This window comes from Paenibacillus sp. FSL L8-0333, from assembly GCF_037965665.1.
Lineage (GTDB): Bacteria > Bacillota > Bacilli > Paenibacillales > Paenibacillaceae > Paenibacillus_AQ > Paenibacillus_AQ odorifer.
This window is the reverse complement of the sequence record NZ_CP150186.1, coordinates 3831126-3857587: the sequence shown is the minus strand read 5'-3', so window position 1 is coordinate 3857587 and position 26462 is coordinate 3831126. Positions and strand designations below refer to the sequence as shown.

Genomic DNA, 26462 nt, shown 5'->3' with positions numbered 1-26462 from the left:
AGCTAGGCTGCCGTTTTTGTTAGGTTTAGAAGAAAATTTCTTGTATTTTGCGGGATGTTTTGAGTGTATCCTCTAAATGTGTTAAGCTGAATAGACCATACTGGAGAGGGTAATTTCTATGAAACGTAAATTCGGAGACCGGGCCAACTGGCGCCGGATTACGCGTCGCCATTTTGCCTGCCGCTATGTGGAGAGCCGGGAATTCAGCGGATATATTACGCTTTATACCATCTACGGGCTGAAAGAACCACTGTGGAAGAGCTATGGACGACATACATATCGTATTGCAGATAAAGGTTATTCCTGGCTGCAATATTTTCCGAAAGACAGTCACTATATTGTGACGGCTATGTTCGACGAAAAACAAAATATTGTTCAATGGTACATAGACACCTGTAAGGTGCAAGGCGTCACTGACCAAGGTGTGCCTTGGTTTGACGATTTGTATCTGGACGTGGTAGTACTTTGGAACGGCGAGGTGTTTTTGCTCGATGAGGATGAACTGGAGGAAGCACTGGAGAGGCAAGATATCTCAGAAAGCGATTATAAGCTAGCCTGGGAGACTGCCCATACTATTTTACGTGGCATCGATGCTCATGCTTTCCCTTATTTCTCTCTCTCTTTGAAACATCGTGCCGAATTATTTCATCATGGAGAATTCAGGAGGAAATAAAGATGGAATGGTACGTTTATGGAAGAGACTCTTCCCCGATTCGGATTGTTCCCAAAAAACGCCGGATTTGGTCTAAACGAACGTTGCTTATTGCTTTAATGCTTATTGTTGTAGTTGGATTGTTGTGGTGTGCGTACGCATTGAGGAATATCAATAAAGCCGCAACGACAGATCCTATGCTCAAAGCCGATACAGGGATCATTCTTGGCATGTCGATGTGGGGAGATGAACCTAGCCCGGGATTGAAGGAACGATTGGATTACGGGCTTAAGCTTTATCAAGAGGGGATGTTCTCGCATTTCATAGTTTCTGGAGGTTTGGATAAACCTGATCTTAAATATACCGAAGGTCAAGGCATGCGCAATTATTTAGTAGCTCATGGAGTTCCGGATAGCGCCATTTCTGTTGAAAATAAAGCTACCAGCACTTACGAGAATCTTCTGTATAGCAAAGCCATTATGACAAGTGAGGGATTGTCTTCAGCAATTATTATTACGCATACATATCATGGATGGCGTTCACACGAAATCGCGGACGAGCTCGGTTATGTGAATCCTGAACTGGGACTTACAGAATCCACTGTTCTGTCGATGACAAGGCATAAGTCGCGTGAAATTCTAGCCTATACGAAATGGAAAATCCAGCAGTTGTTCCTGTAATTGTTCCCGAATATCAGAATCTTCTAATAACGCCTCCTATTCCGGAAGAGACTTGATTAGAAAAGCCAGCCCCCAAATGGATTAAACTCTAACTGGGGGCTATTTGTTATTTGTATATCAAAAATAATGGGAGTGTAAAATGATAAAAAAATAAGCGTTTGCTTATGGCTTTTATGTATTTCGGTCATTCTATCCTCGTGTACCATCGTAGAAGATGCGAGAGATAGCAGGGAATCCAATGTCGAAACCCCATTCTTTAAAACAAGTGCATGATGTCATTCAGTTATTGCATATAATGCTCTAACGAGGTGATTACAATGGGTGAAGAAAATTTAAGAAAGATAACCATTAATGATTCCAGAATGAATATAACTTTCAAAAATCAAGACCCAACAAATATTACGAATGAAACATTGGAGAGCGCGCTGGCTCAAAATAATCATTTAGAATCTACAAAAGAAATCCTGCAAGAGCTTCATGAGCTTATCGGTCTTGAAAAGGTGAAGGATCTTATATATGAAATTCATGCGCTTATCCAAGTGGAAAAAATGAGACAAGAACTGGGGTTAAATGTAGTTAATCAGGTTTATCATATGCTGTTTAAAGGCAACCCCGGGACTGGAAAAACAACTGTAGCAAGAATCGTTGCCAAGCTGTTAAAGAATATGGGCATATTAAGTAAAGGTCAATTAATCGAAGTAGAGAGAGCGGATTTAGTGGGGGAATACATAGGGCATACAGCTCAAAAGACCAGAGACCTTGTTAAGAAGGCTATGGGTGGCGTATTATTCATTGACGAGGCTTATAGCTTGGCTAGAGGCGGAGATAAAGATTTTGGGAAAGAGGCAATCGACTGTCTTGTAAAGGTTATGGAGGACAGGAATGATGATCTCATCATTATCTTAGCGGGTTATCCAAATGAAATGGAGATGTTCATGGAGGCTAATACCGGACTTCCCTCACGATTTCCAATTCAACTTGATTTTCAGGACTACACAACAGATGAACTGATATTGATTGCACATAAAATGGCAGCTGAAAGAGACTATATAATTACTCCAGAAACAAATGGGAAACTAAAAGAGTTAATCCTTAATGAGAAAATTATTGAAGAAAATTTTAGTAATGCGCGGTATGTACGCAATATCCTCGAGCAGGCAATTCGCCATCAAGCGGTTAGATTAATAAGCAGACATGTCAAAATATCCAAGCAATCTTTGATGGAGATCTTACCGAGAGACCTTGTTCTTCCGGTCGATGATTATTCAAAAGGGGAGAGTATAATCTCATAAATAAATTGACACCGGCTAAGTTTATACGTGCTTAGTCGGTTTATCTTTTATAAAAGATTGAAGATTATCATAATGAAAATGCTGACAGCATGGGGAGCCGTTCCATTATCAGCCTATATTACCAATGAAACTTATGATAAAATGTTTTGAAGTGCTGTGAATGAACAGTTTCATCTGTATAACATCAGCAAGAAGTGAAAAACTGATTAAATGGTACACAAAGATTCTATTACCGTCATAAGGAGCATGAATAAATGGCAATAACTACGCATGATACAGAAACGGATATTCAAGATCGGGCGATATTGGTCACTCTCGTCACAGATAAAATTAAACGTACCGGTATTGACCCAGAGCTTTCTCTGCAGGAATTAGTACAGTTAGCAGAAACAGCAGGTGTTGAAGTCCTGGATGTGTTGCGTCAGAATAAGGAAACACCGGATTCAAAATGGTTTATCGGGAAAGGTAAGGTAGAAGAGCTCCGCATGGCCGCTGATGGTCTTGGAGCTAATACGGCTATTTTTGATCAGGAATTATCTGGAGCGCAGGTACGGAACCTTGAAGAGTCTTTGGATCTGAAGATTATTGATCGGACGCAACTCATTTTGGATATTTTTGCTGGGCGGGCCAAAACGAGAGAGGGTATTATTCAAGTAGAGCTGGCACAGCTGTCCTATCTTTTGCCGCGGTTATCCGGTCAAGGCAAAAACTTATCCAGATTAGGCGGGGGGATAGGAACCAGAGGTCCAGGTGAAAGTAAGCTTGAGACCGATCGCCGGCATATTCGCAATCGGATTACGGAGTTGAAACGCCAGTTGGATGAGGTAGTTAAAACCCGTGAATTGCACCGTGAACGCCGTCGTAAGGCAGGGGCAGTGCAGGTTGCTCTAGTCGGCTACACAAATGCTGGTAAATCGACGCTGCTTAAGCAGCTTACGGATGCGGATGTTTATATTGAAAATCAATTGTTTGCTACGCTTGACCCTACTTCACGTGTGCTTCAGCTAACGGGTGGCAAAGAGGTAGTGCTTACGGATACTGTAGGCTTCATTCAGAATCTTCCGCATGATCTTGTGGCATCTTTCCGCGCAACGCTGGAGGAAGTCAATGAGGCCAATCTGGTGTTGCATGTAGTGGATGCCTCATCTCCAATGCGTGAGGAGCAGATGGAGATTGTGCAAACTATTTTGCAGGACTTAGGGGCAGCCAGCAAACCGCAAATAGTGCTTTTTAATAAAATCGATCTATGTGAGCCTGAGCAACTGGAAATGCTGCCAACAGGCACAGGGTTTTTGAAGATCAGTGCGTTTAACCCTGAGGATTTAACCCGGATTATTGAAATTATCTCTGATGAGTTGGCCGGAGATACGCTGAACTTTCGCATTCCTGGAGACCGAGGCGATATTTCTTCCTTGCTTTACAGAGTAGGTGAGGTGCTGGAAACCACCTATGATGAGAACGATGTTATCTATAACGTCCGTCTTAATAAAGAGGATTATGATAAATGGGGTTACATGCTTGCTGATTTTGTGGACCAGCCGTAATCTTCTCTGTTCCCCTAAAGTGGAAATGCTTGTTGTATAGGTATAAAATAATAGCTAATGACAAAAAGCGTCAGGCAACTGTCGCTTTCTGTCATTATGATGGCAAGTAAATGTAAGGAGCGAATAAGAACTAATGGCAGTTTTTGCAGAAGATATTTTAGGAGCGGCAGAGTCCGCAGAAGTTGAAATCGAAGGTGCAGTCAAAGCTCTTGATCGAATTGTCGATAAGAATCAATGGAAGGTTATAGAAGCGTTTCAACGTCATCAGGTCAGTGATTATCATTTTGCGGGTTCAACGGGGTATGCTTACAACGACCGTGGACGCGAAGTGCTGGATCTTGTCTATGCTGACGTTTTTGGTGCGGAATCAGCTTTGGTGCGTCCGCATTTTGCTTCAGGAACACATACCATTTCAACAGCCCTCTTTGGTGTGCTGCGACCAGGAGACGAGCTTTTATACATCACAGGTCGTCCGTACGATACCTTACACAAGGTGATTGGCCAAGCAGGAGATGGGACAGGCTCACTCGCAGACTTCGGAATTACATATCGGGAGGTTGCCCTTACCGCAGAGGGTAAGATTGATTGGGAAGAGGTAACTCTCTCTATCAATGAGAAGACTAAAGTAATTGGAATTCAAAGATCGCGTGGTTATGATTGGCGTGCTTCCTTCACAGTAGCCGAAATAGGTGACATGACAGCGAGAGTGAAGTCATTGAAACCGGATGTTATTGTGTTCGTTGATAATTGCTATGGTGAGTTTACTGAAGAGCTTGAGCCTCCACAGGTTGGAGTGGATCTAGTAGCGGGTTCATTAATTAAAAATCCTGGTGGTGGAATTGCTGAGACGGGTGGATACATCTGTGGGCGCAGAGATCTAGTAGAGCTTACAGCGTACCGTCTTACAGCTCCTGGTATCGGCGGCGAAGTAGGTGCAATGTTAGGAACTACCCGCGGGTTATACCAAGGACTGTTCATGGCTCCGCATACAGTTGGACAAGCCCTTAAAGGCAGTATTTTTGCGGCAGCTGTATTTCAGCGCTGCGGGTTTGAGACGAAACCAGCGTGGAATGAACCTCGTACAGATTTGATTCAGGCGGTTTCCTTTGATGGACCGGATCACTTAATTGCCTTCGTGCAGGGAATTCAACGTGCTGCGGCGGTAGACAGCCATGTAGTTCCAGAACCATGGGATATGCCGGGATATGAACATCCTGTCATCATGGCGGCAGGTACGTTTATACAAGGTGGTAGCTTAGAGTTATCGGCAGATGCGCCTATCCGTGCGCCTTATATCGGCTATATGCAAGGGGGATTAACCTACTCCCATGTCAAATATGGCGTTTTGATGGCACTCCAAAGTATGCGTGATCGAAAATTACTGTCAGAAAATCTTACACACCATTGACACGCTGTATTAGGAAATGTACAATGAGATCAGAAAAAGATCATTGGAAGGTTGGATGAGTCATGGGTGATGAAATCCGCAGAAATATGGCATTATTTCCTATTGGAATTGTAATGAAGTTAACTGATTTATCTGCAAGACAAATTCGTTATTATGAACAGCACAGTCTAATCGTACCTGCACGTACATCTGGGAATCAACGTTTGTTCTCTTTTAATGATGTTGAGCGCCTATTAGAAATTAAGGCCTTGATTGAAAAGGGTGTTAACATTGCTGGCATCAAGCAAGTAATGAACCCAGTCTCTAAGGAATCCGAAGAAGCTACTGTGATTACCCCTGACACAGAGGTTAGACGTAGAGAGCTATCAGATTCGCAGCTTCACCGTTTGCTGAAGCAAGAACTAGTTTCCGGTAAAAGACCGGGACAGGTATCGCTTATTCAAGGTGAGTTATCCCGGTTTTTTAATAAATAATAATATACAGAGTTTTGAAAGGGAGAGGATCACGTGAGCTTTTCTAAAGAGGATATTTTACGCATTGCCAAGGAAGAGAATGTTCGTTTCATTCGTCTGCAATTTACAGATCTGTTAGGTACTATCAAGAATGTAGAGATTCCGGTTAGCCAATTGGAAAAAGCACTCGACAACAAAATGATGTTTGATGGTTCCTCCATTGAAGGTTATGTACGGATTGAAGAATCCGATATGTATCTCTTCCCAGACCTTGATACTTGGGTAATCTTCCCTTGGGTGACTGATAGCCGGGTTGCACGTCTGATTTGTGACGTGTATATGCCTGATGGTACTCCATTTGCTGGAGACCCACGTGGTATCCTGAAGCGTTGTCTGAAGGAAGCCGAAGAAATGGGCTTTACAGCGATGAATGTTGGACCTGAACCTGAATTCTTCTTGTTCAAAACAGACGAAAGAGGTAACCCAACTACAGAATTGAACGACCAAGGTGGTTATTTCGACTTAGCTCCTACGGACTTAGGAGAAAACTGCCGTCGTGAAATCGTATTGACCCTTGAAGAAATGGGCTTTGAAATCGAAGCATCCCACCATGAAGTGGCTTCCGGCCAGCATGAAATTGATTTCAAATATGCTGACGCGATCACTTCTGCTGACCAAATTCAAACCTTTAAGCTCGTTGTGAAGACGGTTGCCCGTCAACACGGCTTGCATGCAACTTTTATGCCTAAACCTTTGTTTGGTATTAACGGATCGGGTATGCACGCTCACCAATCCTTGTTTAATGGCAAAGAAAACATGTTCTACGATGAAAGTGACAAGCTAGGTCTGAGCAAAACTGCACGTTACTATATGGCTGGTATTTTGAAGCACGCTCGTGCTTTTGCAGCGATTACTAACCCAACAGTGAACTCTTACAAACGTCTTGTTCCTGGTTATGAAGCACCTTGTTACGTAGCTTGGTCTGCAAGTAACCGTAGCCCGATGATTCGTATCCCGGCTTCGAGAGGGCTTAGCACACGTGTTGAAGTTCGTAATCCGGACCCGGCAGCTAACCCATACCTCGCACTTGCTGTTATGTTGAAAGCAGGGCTAGACGGAATTAAGCGTAAGCTTGATCTTCCAGCCCCAATTGACCGTAACATCTATGTGATGTCTGAGGAAGAGCGTATTGAAGAAGGCATCCCGAGCTTGCCATCCGATTTGAAAGAAGCGCTAAGCGAAATGATCCGCAGCCATGTAATTACCGAAGCTCTCGGCGAACATGCGCTGGCTCACTTCTACGAGCTGAAAGAAATCGAATGGGATATCTATCGTACTCAGGTTCACGAGTGGGAAAGAAACCAATACATGACTTTGTACTAGAACCTTTAAACCCTTGACACCTTTGGTGTTGAGGGTTTTTTTGTTTGGGCAAAATAGTGGTTTTGTAACCATCAATGATATGTCTACGAAAAATGCCCGCGAAATGCCCACAAATAGCTGAGGTTAAGGTTATTCGAGGATGTTTTACAGGTGAATATCAAAATTGGCATATTGTTGATTAACAATTTTAACGTGTAAGAAGCTGTTCATTTATCATAAATAATGGGATATCATGGGATATAGAAGAATTAAATGCAGAGACGGAGGAGTGAATTTGGATATAGTTTGGTCAAACTTAATATTAACTTTGATAATTTTCGGGATATTAGTGGTTTTGATTTTTAAAGGTATAAGTTTATTAGTAAGAAGTTATAAATCAAAAAAATAACTCTTCAGACGAGTGTACATAGTCATGACAGACATTGCTTATATTCTCGCATTGCTTTGACTTTTAAAGGATTTATCAAAGAGTGTTGACACAAATCTGAGTTACAGATCATTAAGGATGGCGATTTACAGAACCACCCCGCGTTTGCTGTGAGTCGCTATTTTATTTTTTTCTGAAAATGTTATAAGTAAAGTGTTTCGTGGAATTTGTCTTTTACTTAATTGATGTGTCGTCTGCCTATTAAGATAGCAGGTGCCCGAATCGTCCGGGAACAATTTGAATTTCGAGCACAACTCCATAGCTGTCAATAAGAGTGAGTCGATTGAATGAAATTTTTCAATCCGTAGCAATAAAAATGAAGAAAAGATTTGAAGAATAAGAGGATACGTTAGTCATGTGGGTAATAACTATTATAGTAATAAGGAGGTGCGTAATGAAAAAAATATTATTAACTACAGCTACTAGTATTCTTCTGTTTGCCTCAATTCTCGGTGCATGTAGTAACAATAAAACAACAAACGAGGCAGAGCCTACAGCGTCAAGTGCAGCGCCTACGCCAGTTGTCGAAGCTACAACCACTCCCGAACCTTCTGCTACTCCTTCTATGGAGGCGCAGGAGTCCGCCAGTCCGGAGGCCACTGATCCTCTAGCATCCGATCGACCAAAGACCAAAGCATTTGGTGAACAGGAGGGAGGGGTCTCAGGGCAAGAAGGTACACTTGGGCAAGGTGATGGATATTCCCTGTATGTTTTTCAGGGTTTCACACTAGACTCACAGTCTGGTCGTTTATCATTAACTGAGGATCCAACCTATTATGCCGAAATTGAACACTTGCCTGCCGGTTACGATCTCACAGCTTTGAAGCAACAGGGACAAACCGAGCTTTCTGCAATTGGTAAAGCAAACGACCATAGCGGGGAACTAATTGAACATCCTCTAGGTTTTGCAGAATTATATCTGCAGGCTACCAGTGATAAGGGGATAGAAGATTATATGGTCTGGAAAAATCAGGCGGGGGAAGCTTTTCTTTTTCGGATACACAATCCTAAGGGTGATTCGTCGAATAAGTTTGCACCTTGGGTGATGGTTTCACTGGCAACACTTGAACTTGAAATGAATTAAGTGTAAACAGAACCGAAGGGGGTGTATGGAGTAGAAGAAGTGTGCCATAACCATAATCAAAAAATGGTTGTTGGCACACTTCTTCTTCTTTTTGGTACCTTACTTCATTTGAACGCCAATTTCCATTTGCTGAGGTTGCAAATTTCGCGTATGAGCCCGGTATAGGACCCAGCAGACCTTATATGAAGCTTTATCCCACATTTTGGATACTAAAGGACCCCATAGTCGCTATTGGCATTAAAAACACTCAATATGAGCCTCATTCTTAGGAATAACGTCACTGGAGTCCGAAACCATGCTCCAAAGCCTGAAAATAAGCAAATAGCGTCATATGGGTCCGAAAGTCATGGCGTGTAGTAAAGGGATTTAATGTTAAAATATCTTATATATAGATAACTAATTCTTACCTGCAAAGGAGTAAGTTCATGCAAATTTTTATTTACATAGGCTTGGGCTTTTTTATAATTTCAGGTATATGTGTTGGAGCCTTCACGACAGGTACACAACAAAGAGGTAACTTTTATTCGGAATCTAAGCAAGACCGTAAAGCTAAAAACAAAGTAGCGAATGGGTCTGCTTTAGGTGGTCTTATTTCATTAGCTATAGCTGGGATTCTTTATTTGTTGTAATTGAACGCAAAATATAAGGAGGAGGAATGTTGCAGATGGTGAAGATTTTTAATGAAAATACGGTCTCATTTACTCAAAAACAGTCCCCGATCCCAGAGTTTGCTTGGCATACGAGTGAAAGATTAGCTGAAATGGTGGGCTCCAAGCATTTAGTTTTTGATATCAGATCTTTAGATCCTGATAAATATTCTTATCCTTATCATTTTCATAGAAATGCTGAAGAGATATTTGTGATTTTAGCGGGAAAAGCGATGTTAAGAACACCCGAGGGTTTTACGGAGGTTACGGAAGGGGATGTAATATTTTTTGAAATGGGACCGGAAGGGGCGCACCAGCTTTATAATCATACGGATGCACCATGCAGGTATCTGGATCTCCGAACGAATCAGGGAATAGATGTTTGCGAATATCCAGACTCTGGAAAAATCAACATTTTGCCTTATCAAGAAATCTATCAAGCGGATGAACAGGCGGATTATTATAAGGGTGAAGAGCATGTAAGGGAAAAATGGAATGGGGGAGCGTAATTGATTAAAGATCGTTGGTTTACAGTAACGGAAATTGATCCGACCACCTATGCAATCAGTGAATATGGACATTGGGAAAAGGTGCATTCTTTTTTACTCTTGGGGCAAAAACAAGCCGCGTTAATTGATACGGGATTAGGTATTGATAATATAAAAAGAATAACGGATCAGTTAACGGATTTACCTATCGCTGTCATAACTACACATGTGCATGCAGATCATATTGGCAGTCACGGACAATTCGAGACAATCTATGTTCATAAAGAGGATGAGGATTGGCTGATTAACGGAATAAAAGGCTTGTCCCTTGCCCAGATTCGAAAGGATATGAGTCGAGACATCACCCTTCCTGTTCCTGAAACCTTTGATCCTAACACCTACATACCTTTTCAAGGGAAACCAACGGCTCTTTTACAAGAGGGGGATGTGCTCGACATAGGTGGGCGCGAAATAGAAATTTACCACACACCAGGTCATTCGCCAGGTCATATCAGCCTATTTGATCATGCCAACGGATATCTGTTTACAGGTGATTTATTGTATGACGTTACTCCAATCTATGCTTTTTACCCTTCGACTAGTCCGGTTGATTTAGTGGCATCCTTAGAGAAGATTACAGAAATTCCAGGGGTTACCCAAGTATATGGCTCTCATAATACGCTGGGTTTAGATCCATCTATTTTACAAGAGGTCAAAAAGGCAGTTCGTGAGTTACGTGAGCAAAAAGTAGTGGCACATGGTACGGGTATTCACCAGTTTGATGGGTTTAGTGTGCAATTTTAGGTTCTTTCTATTTCGAAATCAAATGAGAGGTATGGCGATAACAACTTAATTATTCAGATACGATTGACCTGAAGAGTGCATGCAATTGTTGTACTTGGGAGTAAGCTTCCTTGTACTGGTTGTCGGATTGTTGAATAGGCAATAAACCCGGCAAGAAGGAAATACAATACACAGGCGTTTCTTTGCTGTTCATATATATTTTAAGCGTGAGTTCTTCTATCACATTAGCTTCTTCATCAGCTTCCTTAAGGACGTTAATATCTGCACTAGTTGCAGTTGTTTTGCTGTTTTGTTGTCTTTTGGAGACTTTTGAAAGGGTAAGTGCGTTAACCACAATCTCGGATCCCATTACATTATCGAAAGAGTATAGCTTTGCTACTGCTTTTTTGTTGTTCTTCGGATTTCTGGTGCCTATTGCTAATTTTTTATTAGGTTCGTTAAGTGCGATCAAGTGAGATTGATTGGGGGGAATGAATGTTTTGGTGAAAATGATGTTAAAGGATGCAGCCGCATTAACTAGCATAGAAATATCAGATGAAGTGGATAGCGTTTTCAATTTTATAATGGCGGCACTTAGAATTAAAACAACTCCTAAAATAGCAAATAAGTACACTAAGATAATCAGCATATAATCACCTCCCAGTTATCTCATTAGACTCAAATTGTTGCTTATTGAAAGATATGCCTGAATGATCCCCACTAGTATCTTTTAAAAGGGAAATTCGTGGAATTATAGGATCGGCTTCGGAATTAGCCCAAAAAAAGCACCCGGAGAAACCTGCCGATTCTGCAAATGGCGCAAAATTGGGGGTTGCTGCAAGGGTGCTTTTTAAGGTAAGTATGTAACCTATAGAAAATTGAAGGCAGTGATATGATCGGTATAAACAATCAGCTGTTTGTATTCGATCGGAGTCCCATAACTAGCATAAGGTCTTACAGTAACGTCATTGAGGACAACAAAGTTATAGCTGAAATTTTTATCAGGGTGTTCTGCTCCCAAATAAGATATGTATTCGTCTACTATTACATCATCCATCAAAGATTTTAAATCAAATACATCCTCTTTGTTGGAGACGGCTGGAGAGACGATTCCCTGAATGCTGCCAAAAGAGGTGAGCAAATTCACTTTTTTTCCACTAGCTTGTTCATCATTTAAAAGTAAACCGGACAGCTTACCCAGTGCATCGACTTTAAAATCGACGAGGGTTCTAATTTTTGAGTTATTCAAAACTAAACACATCCTTTTCAATTTGCAATCCTGTTAACAATATTCGACATATAATCACCAAACTCCTAGTATGCTAATGAAAAAATACTTACTTATGTAATGACCCCCATTCTGTATATGGTGATTTGGGGGCTGTGACGTCCTCAGCGAATTCAATTCCTTATCGTTACTCGTGTTCCTATAGGGACGATAGCTGCGAGTGTTAACACATCCTCGTTGTACATCCGGATACAGCCGTGGGATACCTCTTTCCCAATGGAGGAAGGATCATTCGTTCCATGAATCCCGTAGTGTGGTTTAGACAGTCCCATCCAAAAGGCACCAAAGGGACCGCCTGGATTGGGTTGTTTGTTAATAATCGTGAATTCTCCCACTGGGGATTGGGTTAACATCTTACCAATGCCGACAGGGAAACCTCTAATCACAATATCATTGTCCAGAAGATATAACATTCGTTGGGTCAGATCTACAATAATTCGGTAATTTGGCATTATGCACAACACTCCTTTCTAATTAGGATATGAGCAGAACGCCTAAACGGTTATTCATAGAAAATGCCCATTTTAGCGAACGAGAACAAATGTTCGTTAGTGGTTGAGAAAGCAAAATACACAGAAAAAAGGCTGTTCCGCATTTGCGGAACAGCCTTTTATGGTAGGAGTGCATACTTAGTGGATATCTCGAAACAATCCGATGACTCTTCCGAGAATAGTTACGCGATTAAGGCGAAGAGGCTCATAAGCTGGATTCTCCGGCTGAAGCCGTATATGATCACGTTCCTTGTAAAAGGTCTTAACGGTTGCTTCATCTTCTTCAGTCATGGCTACAACGATATCTCCGTTGTCCGCTGTTTGTTGTTGGCGAACAATTACATAATCACCATTCATAATGCCAGCATCCACCATACTATCACCCATAACTGACAGCATAAATACTTTGTTGTCACCTACATAGTGAGTAGGAAGTGGGAAGTAGTCCTCGATATTCTCTGTAGCAGTGATAGGTACCCCGGCGGTAACTTTACCTACGACAGGAATCCGTGAGATGGTCTGGGCGAATTGGTGAACATTCTCTGAATCCTCTTGGCCTAGTAATTCTATTGCACGTGGCTTCGTTGGATCTCGACGAATAAGTCCCTTCTTCTCAAGCCGGTCCAAATGACCGTGAACTGTGGAGCTGGAAGCAAGGCCAACAGCTTCTCCAATTTCCCGGACGGAAGGTGGATAACCCTTGCTGCGGACTTCGCTTCGTATAAATTCCAGGATCGCCAGCTGGCGACTTGAAATCTTTGACATTGGAATCAACCCCATATAGTAATGTTTGGGAAAATTATAACATAGAACTACCGTTCGCACAAACATAAGTTCTAACTATTATAAATATTAATCTGCTAGAGTTAAAAAATGGTAGACAAATGATAATAAAATGTACCACTTGAGTCTCTCAAAAAAAAGAGAACAATTGTTCTGAAATAGTATTGAACAAAACACATGTTCGTGTTATTATGAATTCGAAAGTAAGAACAAGTGTTTGGAGGATGATAATTATGCTAAAATACAGTACATACCGCAGCATCTACGATAAGGCCCCAGTGGTTGAATCTTTAGGACATAATGACGTTGCCCGTAATTCCGCTAAGGTGAAAGAGATAACGGAACGTTTGCTAGGAGGGATGATTTCGTTGTTCCGTCAGGACTTCTTTATTAAGTTAATATTGATTATCGTGCTAGTATTTTCTGGCCTAACAGTAGTGGGAAATGTATTTGCAGGATCGACGACTATAATGAAGGAAGAGAAGCGGATTGTGGTTGAACGTGGAGATACACTATGGAGTATTGCCCTTAAGAATAAACCGGCTGATATGAAGACAGTTGTTTATATAGAAGGAATTAAACGTTCAAGTGGGATTAAGAGTAGTCAAATTAACGCTGGAGACATACTTACTTTACCTATTTATTAATTTTCTGAGAACATAATAGAATGACCATTAGAGCTTGCAGGGAGTAGACCTTGACAAGCTCTTTTTCTCATGGCAGAGTTAGAATTAATTTATAGGGGGAGGGAAAGTATTGAATATTGATGAGTTGGTCGCGCGAATTAACGAATTGGCACGCAAACAGAAGAGCGTAGGCCTTAATCAAGAGGAAGTGGCGGAACGCGCCAAGCTTCGTGAAATTTACCTGGGGAATATCCGCAATAACTTCCGAGCACAATTAAATACTATTGAAGTAGTAGATAACGATGAGCATGAACAAGGTAACAAGGGGCTTAAACATTAGCTCGCTGTTCCTTTTCATAGATATTTCAGGATGACTAGGGGGAACGCACATGGCCCGTTCTTGGGAAAGAATGGTTCAACGCAACACACAGCAAATCAACAAGCAAAGAAAGAAACAAGGCAAGGATACGATTTATGCCTCTAAATCTCCTACCCAGAATGCCGAAGTCTTTAAAGGTCGCAACATTGCATTTCCGGTAGTGTTAGTGATACTTGGCACTATGTTTTGGGTAGTTGGTTCTATTGATCAGGCCAAAGGAAATGGCATGCTGGCTAATTGGTTGGGAGTAGTACTGTACTATTTGCTGGCAGCGCTATTGTTCTTCCGTCGTCCGTACTTGAAGGTGGAAAAAGCAAGACTGTCTACTATTAAATTCAATCGCGAACGCGGGCTTCCAGCTGCAGATATTGAGAAAATCACCCTTTCGCGTGGAGCTGTAGTCATTAAGCACAAAGGGAAACGTACGAAATGGATTTTCACAAGACTTATGAATCGCTATGATACTAATGCGATGAGTACACGATTAGAAGCATTTGCTAAAGCTCACAACATTGAAGTAGTTCACGAATAGAACTAGACCAGTTAAAGGGAGAGGGAGACCTGTAATGCCAATTTCTGCTGTACTATTTGACCTTGATGATACATTGCTGTGGGATGATCGGAGCGTCGAAGAAGCATTTCGTTCTGCTTGTGAAGCCGCCGGGGATACGATTGATCCACAAGAACTAGAAGTTGCAGTTCGTAAGGAAGCAAGTAGCTTGTATGAATCTTATGAGACGTTCCCATTTACAAAGATGATCGGAATTAATCCATATGAAGCACTCTGGGCTAACTTTACGGCAGGTGAACAACCAGAATTCCGTCAATTGGAGCAGCTTGCACCGGTATATCGTAAAGAGTCTTGGCGTCGCGGACTTGCAGCCTTAGGGGTGGAAGACGAAGCACTAGCTGAGACCTTGGCAACTAAATTCGCAGCAGAGCGCAGAAAACGTCCATACATCTATGAAGAAACAATGCATGTACTGGAGCAGTTACGGGGTCAAGTGAAGCTTTTGCTACTTACGAACGGCTGTCCTGCACTGCAACAAGAAAAACTAGATGGTGTGCCAGAGTTAATTCCTTTCTTTGATCATATTGTGATTTCCGGAAGCTTTGGTAAAGGCAAACCGGATAAGGAAATTTTCCTGCATGCTTTAGAGCTTCTTGATGTAACTCCTGAGCAAGCGGTTATGGTCGGCGATAAGCTTACAACGGATATCCGTGGGGGGCTGGCAGCAGGGTTGACCACGGTCTGGATTAATAGAAAAGGTAGAGCACCTAGTCTTGATATTCATCCGGATCATGAAATCAATCACCTTGAGGAACTTCTTCCACTAGTTCAATCCTTGTAAGATATACAGAGCTATTAGCTCCAACATAAAGACTTTATAAAAGCAGCGAGTTTCTGAGATCCTAAGAAACTCGCTGCTTTTCTGTACATACATACTAACATAAGGATTTCATTAGATTTTTAAGTAAATGATTTAAGTCACAAGTCTAATGCGGAATTGATGCAAAATACTGAAAAACCAATAATAATGTGTATAATAGATGGAGATGTATAACATGAATTGGTAGATTTTTATTATTCGATAATGATTGGGAGGGCTCCAAATGATGAGATCGAAGAAATTAGTCGCTGTATTATTAGGTGCAACACTTCTAGTACTAGGTGGATGTTCTTCAAATGGAACCAAGCATTCAGAAATACATAACATGAATATGAACATGTCTATGGAACCTATCAAAGTCGAACTACAATGGAGTCCTGAAGAAGTTGTTGTAAATCAAAAGGTAACCTTTGAAGCTGTGGTGACCCAAGATAACGAGGCAGTAGATGATGCAAAAGAGGTTCTGTTCGAAATTGTGAATAAAAATGATGAGGGACAGAAAATAGAGCTTAAGGGAAAGCTAATAGGTAAAGGAGTCTATCAAGCAGAAGGGACCCTTGAAAAGGAAGGACAATATAATGTCACTTCACATGTGACAGCCCGGACACAGCACTCTATGCCTAGCAAAGAGCTGTCTGTGAAACCATGATTCAAAGGTTCACAACGGTTGCTGAGCAATAACAGATAAAGCAGAGTGGAAAGGAAGGCTTTTCGAAATTCCTTTATTCTGCTAAACTTACTCTAATGTTTTACTGGGGGGACTATTAGTTGGCTAAATATACACTTGAGGAAAGCTTACAACAAAGGATTTTGATCCTTGATGGCGCAATGGGCACAATGATCCAACAGGTGCCTCTTACTGGAGAAGATTTTGGTGGCGATGAGCTGGATGGCTGTAATGAAATGCTGGTATTAACACGTCCAGAAGTCATTCAGACGATTCATGAGCAGTATCTCGAAGCAGGGGCTGATCTCATTGAGACTAACACATTTGGTGCAACCTCTGTTGTACTGGCGGAATATGATATTCCTCAGCGCGCACGTGAGATCAATCTAGCGGCAGCAGAGTTGGCCCGCAGAGCAGTAGACAAATATGACACACCTGACCGTCCGCGATACGTCGTGGGGGCTATGGGTCCAACAACAAAAACGCTCTCAGTAACTGGAGGCGTTACTTTCCAAGAGCTAGTTGATAGCTATGAGGAACAAGCAGTGGCATTGATCGACGGTAAAGTAGATGTTTTGCTGCTGGAGACCTCTCAAGATACACTTAACGTTAAAGCTGGAAGTATTGGTATTCGTAATGCTTTTGAAAAGACTGGCATCACATTACCGGTTATGATTTCAGGAACAATTGAACCAATGGGTACTACACTGGCGGGTCAGAATATTGAAGCATTTTATATCTCATTAGAACATCTGAAGCCTATCTCTATGGGCCTCAACTGTGCGACTGGTCCAGAGTTCATGCGGGATCATATTCGTTCGCTTTCGGAGATCTCCTCGGCAGCCGTGAGCTGTTATCCAAACGCAGGATTGCCGGATGAGAATGGACATTATCATGAATCTCCAGATTCTTTAGCTCGCAAGATTGCAGCCTTTGCTGAAAAAGGCTGGCTGAATATTGCGGGGGGCTGCTGTGGAACGACACCAGAGCATATCCGTGCGATGAAGGAAGCACTTTTCGAATATCCTCCACGCCCGCTGGCAGGTAATCATCCACCTGCACTTTCAGGTATTGAGCCTATCTATATTGAGAACGACAACCGTCCTTACATGGTTGGTGAACGTACGAATGTACTTGGCTCTCGTAAATTCAAACGTCTTATCGTCGAAGGTAAATATGAGGAAGCCTCAGAAATTGCCCGAGCTCAGGTAAAGAGTGGGGCACAGGTTATTGACGTGTGTGTACAAGACCCTGACCGCGATGAGATTGAAGATATTAAGCTTTTCTTAGAACTGGTTGTAAAAAAGGTTAAAGTACCTCTGATGATCGATACTACCGATCCTAAGGTTATTGATTTAGCTTTGCAGTACTGCCAAGGTAAGGCGATAATTAACTCTATTAACCTTGAAGATGGTGAAGAGAAATTCGAGCTGGTGACGCCGATCATTCATAAATATGGCGCAGCTATTGTTGTGGGTACCATCGATGAGACGGGACAAGCAATTAAGGCGACAGATAAACTGGAAGTGGCTAAACGCTCCTATGACTTGCTAGTGAACAAGTATGGTTTAGCAGGAGAAGATCTTATTTTTGACACGCTGGTGTTCCCTGTAGGAACCGGAGATGAACAATATATCGGTTCAGCAAAAGAAACGATTGACGGCATTCGTTTGATCAAGGAAGCACTTCCAGGTGTTCATACGATCTTGGGCATCAGCAATGTCTCCTTTGGATTGCCAGAAGCGGGACGTGAAGTGTTGAACTCAGTATTCCTTTATGAATGTACAAAAGCTGGATTAGATTATGCGATCGTAAATACAGAGAAAGTGGAGCGGTATGCTTCCATTCCTGCCGAAGAACGTCATCTTGCTGAGGAACTGATTTATAATACGAATGATGAGACGCTTTCTGCTTTTGTAGCTGCTTTCCGTGGTAAAAAAGTAGAGAAAAAAGAGAAGATTTCCAACCTGTCACTTGAAGAACGTTTAGCCTCCTATGTGGTTGAAGGTACGAAGGAAGGACTCATTCCTGATCTAAATGAAGCATTGACTAAATCTGGTCCGCTGGAGATCATCAATGGACCGCTGATGGCAGGGATGTCGGAAGTCGGCCGGTTATTTAATAATAATGAATTGATTGTTGCTGAAGTGCTGCAAAGCGCTGAAGTGATGAAGGCTTCTGTGAATCACCTAGAGCAGTTTATGCAGAAGGATGAGACAGCGGTTAAAGGAAAAATTATGCTGGCGACCGTAAAAGGGGACGTGCATGATATTGGTAAGAATCTAGTGGAGATCATCCTCTCCAACAATGGTTATCAGATCATTAATTTGGGTATAAAAGTACCACCAGAGACCATTATCGAAGCCTTCCGTCGAGAAAAAGCTGATGCGATAGGATTGTCCGGGCTGCTTGTAAAATCTGCTCAGCAGATGGTGCTCACCGCTCAGGATTTACGTACAGCTGGGATCGATGTTCCGATTATGGTTGGCGGCGCAGCTTTGACCCGTAAATTTACGAAGACCCGTATTCGTCCAGAATATGACGGCCTAGTATTGTATGCTAAGGACGCTATGGACGGGCTGGATATTGCCAATCGGCTTATGAACCCTGAAGAACGGGAGAAGATTGCCGAGGAAATTCGTGTGGAGGCAGAAGCAGCGGTTGCGGTTGCGCCTAAGCAAGAACTGCCGAAACTAACCAGAGCAGTGCGTTCCAAAATATCTCCAGATGCACCTGTTTTTGTTCCACCGGATTTAGAACGCCACGTACTGCGTAACTATCCATTGGGGCATATTATCCCCTATGTGAATATGCAAATGCTGCTGGGTCATCATTTGGGGTTACGGGGTTCTGTAGAAGCCCAATTAGCTGCTGGAGATCAGCGGACTGTTGAACTGAAGGGTACCGTAGACGATATTCTCCATCAAGCGATGCTAGAGGGTACCATTACTCCACATGCTATGTATCAATTCTTCCCTGCACAATCGCAAGGGAATGATATTATAGTGTATAATCCACAGAATACGTCCGAGATCCTGCATACCTTTACTTTCCCAAGACAAGGGGTAGAGCCTCATCTGTGCTTGGCGGACTTCTTGAAACCTGTTGACAGTGGTATTATGGACTATGTTGGATTCCTAGTTGTAACAGCAGGTCACGGTGTACGTGAATTGTCTACTCAGCTGAAAGAAAGCGGAGATTATCTGCGTTCACACGCCTTGCAGTCGGTTGCACTTGAAGTGGCAGAAGGACTGGCAGAACGTGTCCATCATATGATGCGCGATACTTGGGGTTTCTCAGATCCGGCGGATATGACGATGAAGCAAAGACATGGGGCAAGATACCAAGGGATCCGTGTTTCATTTGGTTATCCTGCATGCCCGGATTTAGAAGATCAAGGTCCACTGTTTAAGTTGTTATCTCCGGAGGATATCGGTGTTCACCTTACAGAAGGCTTTATGATGGAGCCCGAAGCTTCCGTTTCGGCTATGGTATTTGCCCATCCAGAAGCGCAGTATTTTAATGTAGAGAAGCTGTAATTCTTTCATTTATATACCTGGTCTGTAGGGGATTGTATCCCCTTCAGCGGAACCTCCCGTAACTGGGGGGTTTTTTGCTGGAAGAAGGTCGTTTAGAATTGAAAAGAGATGGTTGAGCCAATAAGTAGAAGGGAGGAAAAAGAATGGATTTATATTTTTTAGGTACTAATGCAGGTGTGCCAACGCTACAACGTAATGTAACGTCCGTTACATTAAGACTGCTGGAAGAACGTCGCAGTATTTGGATGTTCGATTGTGGGGAAGGTACACAACATCAGGTTCTTAGTTCACCGATTCGGCTAGGAAAGCTGGAAAAGCTATTCATTACCCACTTGCATGGTGATCACCTATTTGGTCTTCCAGGTCTATTATCAAGTCGTGGTTATCAGGGAGGGACAGCGCCGTTAACGGTGTACGGCCCCCCTGGATTAAAAGCATACCTAGAGATCTCCTTAGCTGTGAGCCAATCCCGAATTCCTTATAAGATTGAGATTGTGGAGCATACAGGAGGAACTATATTCGAGGATGATGGCTTTAAAGTTGAAGCTGCATTACTTGAGCATCGCATTGACAGCTATGGCTACCGGGTAACGGAAAAGGATAGTCCCGGAAGCCTCAATACGGAATTGCTTAAGAGTTATGGTTTAAAACCGGGACCGATTTATGGGAAATTAAAAAAAGGTGAAGATGTTGTTACGGATGAAGGTGTACGAATCTGTGCTGCTGATGTTGTCAGGGAACCTAAACGAGGACGTATTGTTACTATCCTTGGGGATACAAGACCTTGTTCGGGAGCCTTAGAACTCTCTCTTAATGCAGACCTTGTTGTTCATGAAGCAACCTTCGCCCATGATCTGGCTGACATGGCGTATCAATATCATCACAGTACAGCGCGTCAGGCTGCAGAGTTAGCAAAAGAAGCCAAAGCAGGACAGCTGTTGCTGACTCATTTCAGTTCTCGTTACAGCTCGCATGAAGAGTTAATTCCTTTGCTTGAGGAAGCTGAACTCATATTCCCTGAGACATTATTAGCTGAGGAATTTAATGCATATCCGGTACCTCGCAGACTAAATGGGCAATAGGGGGAATGATTATTTTCCGGGAAAGCGCAGGAAATGACAGTGCTATGCTAAAAAATGCTGGATGGGACGCTTGTTCGATTTCATTCGACGAAGTGTGTTAGATTTAAAGTAATCACGGAGTAAAAGACGAACGAATGGCTGGACATATTGCCGAAAATCAGTAGGTGATATCTTCCACCTAAAGGGCTTGAGTATGCCTGTAAATCCAAGCAGGGCAAAGGCTGCGAGTTTGTTAATACTATTATTTATTTATTATATTAATTAAATTTATTATGGAAACTGAGGGGTTAGTGATGGAACAAATTGAAGGATTATTGATTGATCTAGACGGTACATTGTACCATGGGCATAAAATGATTCCCGGTGCTGATCTGCTGATAAAGGCTCTTCGTGAAGCGGATATCCCTTTTTTATTTGTTACCAATAACTCATCGCGCACGGCAGCTAACGTTGCTGCCCACTTAAGTGGAATGGGAATTGAGGCGAAAGCTGAGGAGGTATGTACCTCTTCTATGGCAGCCGCACGTTACATAGCTGAGGAATCACCTGGGGCTACAGTGGCGATACTTGGAGAAGAGGGACTGCGTATGGCTTGCATTGAGGCAGGGCTCCAAATCGTCACAGAATCACCTGATTATGTGGTGCAAGGTATCGATCGTTCTTTTAATTATGCTTCGTTAGCTCAAGCTTCGCGTTGGATTTTGAGCGGGGCAAAGTTTGTGCTCACCAATCCAGATTTAATGTTACCATCAGATGATGGGGTTATGCCGGGTGCGGGTACGATCGGTGCAGCAATTGAGGCTGCCAGTGGTGTGAAGCCAGTAGTGATCGGTAAGCCTGAATCGCATCTGATCAAATATGCGACAGATCTTCTGAAAATTCAACCTGAACATGCTGCTGTTGTTGGGGATAATATGCGTACGGATATCGCTGCCGGTGTTAATGCGGGCTGTCGTACAATCCTTGTTCTTACCGGTTTAACCACTACAGAGAATCTGGAGCACTATAAAAGTATCACAGGGATCACTCCCGATGAAATATGTGCCGATTTAGCTGAACTTAAAATGTTTCTCGGTGTATAATAGCTAGGGTCTTATTACTTCACCAACTTAGAGGGGACGATGAGTATGCCAGAATTGCCGGAAATGGAGAATTATAGACAGCTGCTTAGCCAGCGTATTATAAATGTTCCGATAACTAATGTAATTGTGAACAGAGAAAAAACAATTAACATGGAAACAGAAGCTTTCATTGATGCCTTGATCGGTGCGCGTGTTGTTTTTGTAGAGCGGCGCGCCAAGTACATTTTGTTTCATCTCCATGATGGACGAAGATTACTATTGCATTTAATGCTGGGTGGATTGCTTTTTTATGGTTCAGAAGAAGAGCGGCCGGATCGTAATACGCAAGTAGAAATCGCATTTGGTGATCAGATCCTTTATTTTATGGGCCTGCGGTTAGGGTTCTTACATTTAGTATCCGTGAAGGAAAGCGAAGCAACGATGGGTAAGCTTGGACCTGAGCTGCTGGATCGACGGATGACGCCGGAACGTTTTGCAGGAATATTAAAAGGGCGGCGTGGTGCGTTAAAAAGTCTGTTAGTGAATCAGCATGTAATGGCGGGTATTGGAAATTGTTATGCGGATGAGATTGCTTTTGACGCTGGGCTTCTGCCTTCAGTTTTAGTACAAAATTTATCACCTGAAGCCATTTCCCGTCTGTATCAAAGCATTCAAAAAGTATTAATTGATGCGACAGTGATCGGCGGATACATGGAAATGCCGTTTATGACTGGTGACACGGTTACGGGTTCCTATAATGATCAATGTAAAGTCTATGACCGTGAGGGCGAGCCTTGCCTACGCGATGGGGGAACGATTATCAAAACAGAGCTGTCTGGACGCAAAGTATTTTATTGCCCAGACTGTCAGCATGAAGCCTAAACCCAAAATAGGGGCTCATGTCAGCATTCGTGGTGGATATGGGAGAGCTGCCCGATTTGCTTGGGAGAGCGGTGCAACAAGTTTTCAATATTTTCCGAAAAATCCGCGCAGTCTGAAGTTAAAGACGGTTGATATTCGAGATACAAGGGATTGTGCACTCTTTTGCCAAGAAAAAGGGATCACCTCTATCGCCCACACCCCTTATGCAATCAATATGGCTGCGAATAGGGATGACGCTACCCCTCGAAAGGTGTATGTAGACTCCCTTCTTAACGATCTGGAAATTGCTGAAGCCTGTGGTTCCTTAGGCATTGTTGTTCATTTTGGACATTTTGCTGGAATGGAGCCGTTACAAGGCTATCAAAATATTATACAATGTATGAATGAGACGCTGGAGTCCTGGGAAGGTAACGCCAAGCTGCTAATTGAGAATCAAGCGGGCAACCATGGTACCGAAGGGATTACACTTGAAGAATTGGTGAAGGTTCGTGAGCTTAGCCAGTTTCCCGAGAAGATTGGATTTTGTCTGGATACCTGTCATGCTTTTGCAGCAGGAATTTGGAATCCTGAACATACGGAAGACTTGCTTGAACGAGGAAACCAGCTTGGATTTTGGCCGCATCTTGTAGCTGTTCATCTTAATGATTCTATGTTTCCCTTTGGTTCAAGACGGGACCGGCATGCTGGAATAGGAAAAGGTTTTATCGGCGAAAAGGGTCTTGAAAGCTTAATAACTTCTGATCCATTACGTAAAACATCTGTTGTTTTGGAAACTGAAAAGGGTCCAGATGGCAGTCATCGGAATGAAATAGCTACTGTTCGCAGTTGGTTTGAAGCGGGGGGCTAGAAAGTGATTCATATCTATATGGACGATCTCCGTAAAGGTCCGCTTGGATTTGCTTTAGCCCGGACAACAGAAGAATGTCTTCTGATGCTGCGTGAGTGTGAGGTCGGTATTTTATCGTTAGATTATGATATGGGACCGGATGATTATTCAGGTGGGGAAGTGGCTAGACGGATTGTTCTGGAAGGACTGTACCCCTGTGAAATCTATCTACACACCTCCAGCGTTTTAGGGAGAAAAGAAATGTATGAAATCTTATACGCGGCTAAACCTGAGGGGATGCGCTTGTTTAATGGTCCCCTGAGTTCTGATAAGCTTCATGATATCGCTGGGGAGACGGGACTAAAATGAAGGAAATGAACGAAGCGGATTTACTGGAGATACTCACGAGACCGGGAGAACCGCTGGTAGTGTTTTTGCATACTCCGCTGTGTGGTACCTGTAAGGCAACAGAACGCATGTTGGAAGTGGCGGCACATCTGTTGCCTGCTGAACTCCAAATGGTTGCTGGAAATGTGAACATGTTGCCTAATCTGGTACAACAATACCGTATTACCAGTGTTCCTGCTCTACTAGTGGCTTCTGCTGACCGGATAGAGGATCCGCATATTTATTATTCAATGGTTTCAGTTGAGCGGATTCTGGAATACATAAGGAGTGTTATATCATGATCATTTCATTACAACATTTATCTCTGCGCAGAGAAGAAAGCCTAATCTTGGACGATGTGTCCTTAGAAGTTAAGGAAGGCGAAAACTGGGTCATTTTGGGACGGAATGGTTCTGGCAAAACAACAATTTTGGAGATTATGACAGGTTATTTATTCCCTAGCAAAGGAACTGTTGAGGTATTGGGGAATAAATATGGTCAATGTGATTTACGCGAGGTTCGTAAAGAAATTGGTTATATTGGTCCTTCCTTAATGGAGAAGATGTCTTTAAATGATCCGGTGTGGGAGGTTGTCGCTACAGGAGCTTACGCTTATTTGCGTTTCTACGAGAGCATTCCACACGAAGTGAAGGAGAAGGCAATCCGCTTGCTAGAGGATATGAATCTGGGCAATATGGCACTTCATCCTTTTGGAACCTTGTCACAGGGAGAGCGAAAAAAAGCAATGCTGGCAAGATGTCTTATGGCTGACCCCAAACTACTGATTATGGACGAGCCTTGTGCAGGTCTTGATCTGTACGAAAGAGAAAAAATGCTGGCTGAAGTAGATAAGCTAAGACAACGTAATGTCTCCGTTGTTTATGTAACTCATCATGTGGAAGAAATTGTCCCGCTTTTTACACATGTTGCTTTAATTCGCGACGGTAAGCTAGCTGGTTCCGGACCGAAAGAAGAAGTATTAACCAAAGAAATGATCTTGGCCACCTATGATATTCCTGTTGATGTAGAATGGGATAGCGGTCGTCCCTGGATTAAAATTAGACCTGGAGGCAAAACGATTTGAACGAATTAAGACATGATAACGAAGAGCAGACCACTGCTCCGGAAGAAATAGTGTACTCCCGATATATTTGTACAGCTAATCACGGCTTTGCGCCATATGCTCAGGAAGAGCTTCGGCGCTTGTTCGGCGCAGTGAAGAGTACGCTGCTGTTGCCGGGAGAAATCTTTCTCGCCACCTTGCAGTCTGAACCCGAGGAAGTATCACGATTGCTCACACAGAATCTGCCCATTTTCCTTCGTCATATACAGCCTGTGCAGTTTCAGGATGAAGGAACCATGGAAGCACTACAGCGTTTGGCTGTGTATTTAAGCCGCCGCAGTGAGCTAGAGGGGGAGAAAGTATCCCTAAATGTTCGTAAAGGGGATCCTTCCTTCTGGCAGGAAAGTCCGGGCGAACTTCGTGAATGGCTGCAGGAGCAATTACAAAGCTTGGGTGCAGAATTTACAGTACAAGATCCGGCATGGGTCATTTCTGTCTACGCAGACGGGAATGCCTTATATGCAGGAGTTTCCAGACCAGAAGAGAATCTATCCGGCTGGAATGGCGGTGCAATCCGCTTCCGCAAAGAAGACGGACAAATCTCACGTGCTAAGTTCAAGCTGATGGAAGCGGAGAAGGAGTTCGCTATTCCTTTTTACAGCTTCCGTAATGCGCTTGATATTGGCGCCTCTCCAGGGGGCTGGACTTCTTTCTTGCTGGAGCGTGGAATGAAGGTAACAGCGGTTGACCCTGCTTTGATGCATGAATCGCTGCGTAATTACCCGGGTCTGAAGATCCTGCGCAAAAATGCCGGAGAAGTGAAATTCCGCGATAATGAATTTGATCTGCTTGTATGTGATATGAGCTGGAGTCCTAAGCTGATGGCAAAGCTTGTAACCGGGCTGCTGCACAGCCTGTCACCAGGCGGAACAGCGATTGTGACCGTAAAGCTGATGCATAAGAAACCTCTAGCGATGATCAAAGAGATCATTGCAATGTTTGAGGGCGAACGTATGCAGATTCAGCGGGCTAAGCAGCTGTTTCATAATCGTGACGAGATCACGCTTTATATGATTAAATACTAGGTAAGATCCTAATTTAAAAATCTTAAGGGAAAGCATCCCGTTATTAACGTTATCGTAATCTGCGGTAACAAC

The 26462-nt window shown here is 42.9% G+C and carries 29 protein-coding genes; 25 read left to right on the top strand and 4 right to left on the bottom strand.

The window, feature by feature from the left end; translation table 11 throughout:
* The first annotated feature begins 118 nt into the window (after positions 1-118).
* From NYE72_RS17240 to NYE72_RS17190, 11 genes are all read left to right on the top strand, one after another.
* Positions 119-673, top strand: coding sequence for a DUF402 domain-containing protein (locus tag NYE72_RS17240; protein WP_036687739.1), 555 nt, complete (start codon positions 119-121; stop codon positions 671-673).
* A gap of 2 nt (positions 674-675) precedes the next feature.
* Positions 676-1332 (top strand): YdcF family protein, encoded by a 657-nt coding sequence (locus NYE72_RS17235; RefSeq protein WP_036687738.1) that lies wholly within the window; start codon positions 676-678, stop codon positions 1330-1332.
* A 317-nt stretch (positions 1333-1649) separates the two neighbouring features.
* Positions 1650-2624 (top strand): AAA family ATPase, encoded by a 975-nt coding sequence (locus NYE72_RS17230; protein ID WP_076098759.1) that lies wholly within the window; start codon positions 1650-1652, stop codon positions 2622-2624.
* Positions 2625-2878: 254 nt separating this feature from the next.
* Positions 2879-4168, top strand: a complete 1290-nt coding sequence (gene hflX / locus NYE72_RS17225) for a GTPase HflX (protein ID WP_036687733.1) — start codon at positions 2879-2881, stop codon at positions 4166-4168.
* 133 nt (positions 4169-4301) lie between these two features.
* On the top strand, positions 4302-5576 hold the full coding sequence (locus NYE72_RS17220) for a methionine gamma-lyase family protein (protein WP_036687732.1): 1275 nt from the start codon (positions 4302-4304) through the stop codon (positions 5574-5576).
* 62 nt (positions 5577-5638) lie between these two features.
* The gene (locus NYE72_RS17215; protein WP_019910684.1) at positions 5639-6049 is read left to right on the top strand and encodes a MerR family transcriptional regulator; all 411 of its coding nucleotides are present in this window, start codon (positions 5639-5641) and stop codon (positions 6047-6049) included.
* A gap of 33 nt (positions 6050-6082) precedes the next feature.
* Positions 6083-7411 carry a type I glutamate--ammonia ligase gene (gene glnA / locus NYE72_RS17210; protein WP_036687730.1) on the top strand — a complete coding sequence of 443 codons (1329 nt, stop codon included), beginning with the start codon at positions 6083-6085 and terminating at the stop codon, positions 7409-7411.
* A gap of 821 nt (positions 7412-8232) precedes the next feature.
* A complete protein-coding gene (locus NYE72_RS17205; RefSeq protein ID WP_339210062.1) occupies positions 8233-8922 on the top strand; it encodes a hypothetical protein in 690 nt (229 codons plus the stop codon).
* A gap of 425 nt (positions 8923-9347) precedes the next feature.
* The gene (locus tag NYE72_RS17200) at positions 9348-9551 is read left to right on the top strand and encodes a DUF5316 domain-containing protein (RefSeq protein ID WP_036687728.1); all 204 of its coding nucleotides are present in this window, start codon (positions 9348-9350) and stop codon (positions 9549-9551) included.
* Between the two features lie 35 nt (positions 9552-9586).
* Positions 9587-10078, top strand: coding sequence for a cupin domain-containing protein (locus tag NYE72_RS17195; RefSeq protein WP_051491529.1), 492 nt, complete (start codon positions 9587-9589; stop codon positions 10076-10078).
* A complete protein-coding gene (locus NYE72_RS17190; protein ID WP_076098762.1) occupies positions 10079-10861 on the top strand; it encodes an MBL fold metallo-hydrolase in 783 nt (260 codons plus the stop codon).
* A 49-nt stretch (positions 10862-10910) separates the two neighbouring features.
* Here the strand turns inward: NYE72_RS17190 and NYE72_RS17185 are convergent, their stop codons facing one another.
* The 4 genes from NYE72_RS17185 to lexA form a co-directional block, all read right to left on the bottom strand.
* Entirely contained in the window at positions 10911-11489 is a 579-nt protein-coding gene (locus NYE72_RS17185; RefSeq protein WP_076273285.1) for a hypothetical protein, read from the bottom strand.
* 219 nt (positions 11490-11708) lie between these two features.
* Positions 11709-12089: a hypothetical protein gene (locus NYE72_RS17180; RefSeq protein ID WP_038571576.1), complete on the bottom strand. Its 381-nt coding sequence runs from the start codon at positions 12087-12089 to the stop codon at positions 11709-11711.
* A 152-nt stretch (positions 12090-12241) separates the two neighbouring features.
* Complete coding sequence (locus tag NYE72_RS17175; protein WP_036687722.1) at positions 12242-12580, bottom strand: L,D-transpeptidase; 339 nt, start codon at positions 12578-12580, stop codon at positions 12242-12244.
* Between the two features lie 177 nt (positions 12581-12757).
* Positions 12758-13384 (bottom strand): transcriptional repressor LexA, encoded by a 627-nt coding sequence (gene lexA / locus NYE72_RS17170; protein WP_036687720.1) that lies wholly within the window; start codon positions 13382-13384, stop codon positions 12758-12760.
* A 251-nt stretch (positions 13385-13635) separates the two neighbouring features.
* On the opposite strand from lexA, the gene NYE72_RS17165 reads away from it, so the two are divergent.
* The 14 genes from NYE72_RS17165 (at position 13636) to NYE72_RS17100 (ending at position 26390) form a co-directional block, all read left to right on the top strand.
* Positions 13636-14049, top strand: coding sequence for a LysM peptidoglycan-binding domain-containing protein (locus NYE72_RS17165; RefSeq protein ID WP_036687719.1), 414 nt, complete (start codon positions 13636-13638; stop codon positions 14047-14049).
* Between the two features lie 109 nt (positions 14050-14158).
* Positions 14159-14368 carry a DUF896 domain-containing protein gene (locus tag NYE72_RS17160; RefSeq protein ID WP_036687717.1) on the top strand — a complete coding sequence of 70 codons (210 nt, stop codon included), beginning with the start codon at positions 14159-14161 and terminating at the stop codon, positions 14366-14368.
* A gap of 49 nt (positions 14369-14417) precedes the next feature.
* The gene (locus tag NYE72_RS17155) at positions 14418-14939 is read left to right on the top strand and encodes a hypothetical protein (protein WP_036687716.1); all 522 of its coding nucleotides are present in this window, start codon (positions 14418-14420) and stop codon (positions 14937-14939) included.
* Between the two features lie 34 nt (positions 14940-14973).
* A complete protein-coding gene (locus NYE72_RS17150; RefSeq protein ID WP_036687714.1) occupies positions 14974-15759 on the top strand; it encodes an HAD family hydrolase in 786 nt (261 codons plus the stop codon).
* A gap of 262 nt (positions 15760-16021) precedes the next feature.
* Positions 16022-16447, top strand: a complete 426-nt coding sequence (locus NYE72_RS17145; RefSeq protein WP_038571571.1) for a FixH family protein — start codon at positions 16022-16024, stop codon at positions 16445-16447.
* 119 nt (positions 16448-16566) lie between these two features.
* On the top strand, positions 16567-20004 hold the full coding sequence (gene metH, locus NYE72_RS17140; protein WP_038571569.1) for a methionine synthase: 3438 nt from the start codon (positions 16567-16569) through the stop codon (positions 20002-20004).
* 143 nt (positions 20005-20147) lie between these two features.
* Entirely contained in the window at positions 20148-21086 is a 939-nt protein-coding gene (gene rnz / locus NYE72_RS17135; protein ID WP_036687710.1) for a ribonuclease Z, read from the top strand.
* A gap of 293 nt (positions 21087-21379) precedes the next feature.
* Positions 21380-22168 (top strand): TIGR01457 family HAD-type hydrolase, encoded by a 789-nt coding sequence (locus NYE72_RS17130; RefSeq protein ID WP_038571566.1) that lies wholly within the window; start codon positions 21380-21382, stop codon positions 22166-22168.
* A gap of 45 nt (positions 22169-22213) precedes the next feature.
* The gene (locus NYE72_RS17125; RefSeq protein ID WP_339210057.1) at positions 22214-23029 is read left to right on the top strand and encodes a DNA-formamidopyrimidine glycosylase family protein; all 816 of its coding nucleotides are present in this window, start codon (positions 22214-22216) and stop codon (positions 23027-23029) included.
* On the top strand, positions 23019-23876 hold the full coding sequence (locus NYE72_RS17120) for a deoxyribonuclease IV (RefSeq protein ID WP_052097082.1): 858 nt from the start codon (positions 23019-23021) through the stop codon (positions 23874-23876). The genes NYE72_RS17125 and NYE72_RS17120 overlap by 11 nt, the downstream gene beginning before the upstream one ends.
* A gap of 3 nt (positions 23877-23879) precedes the next feature.
* A complete protein-coding gene (locus NYE72_RS17115; protein ID WP_036687703.1) occupies positions 23880-24224 on the top strand; it encodes a cyclic-phosphate processing receiver domain-containing protein in 345 nt (114 codons plus the stop codon).
* Entirely contained in the window at positions 24221-24544 is a 324-nt protein-coding gene (locus tag NYE72_RS17110; protein WP_038571558.1) for a thioredoxin family protein, read from the top strand. Before NYE72_RS17115 ends, NYE72_RS17110 begins: the two co-directional genes overlap by 4 nt.
* Positions 24544-25326, top strand: a complete 783-nt coding sequence (locus NYE72_RS17105) for an ATP-binding cassette domain-containing protein (RefSeq protein WP_036687827.1) — start codon at positions 24544-24546, stop codon at positions 25324-25326. The genes NYE72_RS17110 and NYE72_RS17105 overlap by 1 nt, the downstream gene beginning before the upstream one ends.
* On the top strand, positions 25323-26390 hold the full coding sequence (locus NYE72_RS17100; protein ID WP_036687700.1) for an SAM-dependent methyltransferase: 1068 nt from the start codon (positions 25323-25325) through the stop codon (positions 26388-26390). Before NYE72_RS17105 ends, NYE72_RS17100 begins: the two co-directional genes overlap by 4 nt.
* The last annotated feature ends 72 nt before the right edge of the window (positions 26391-26462 follow it).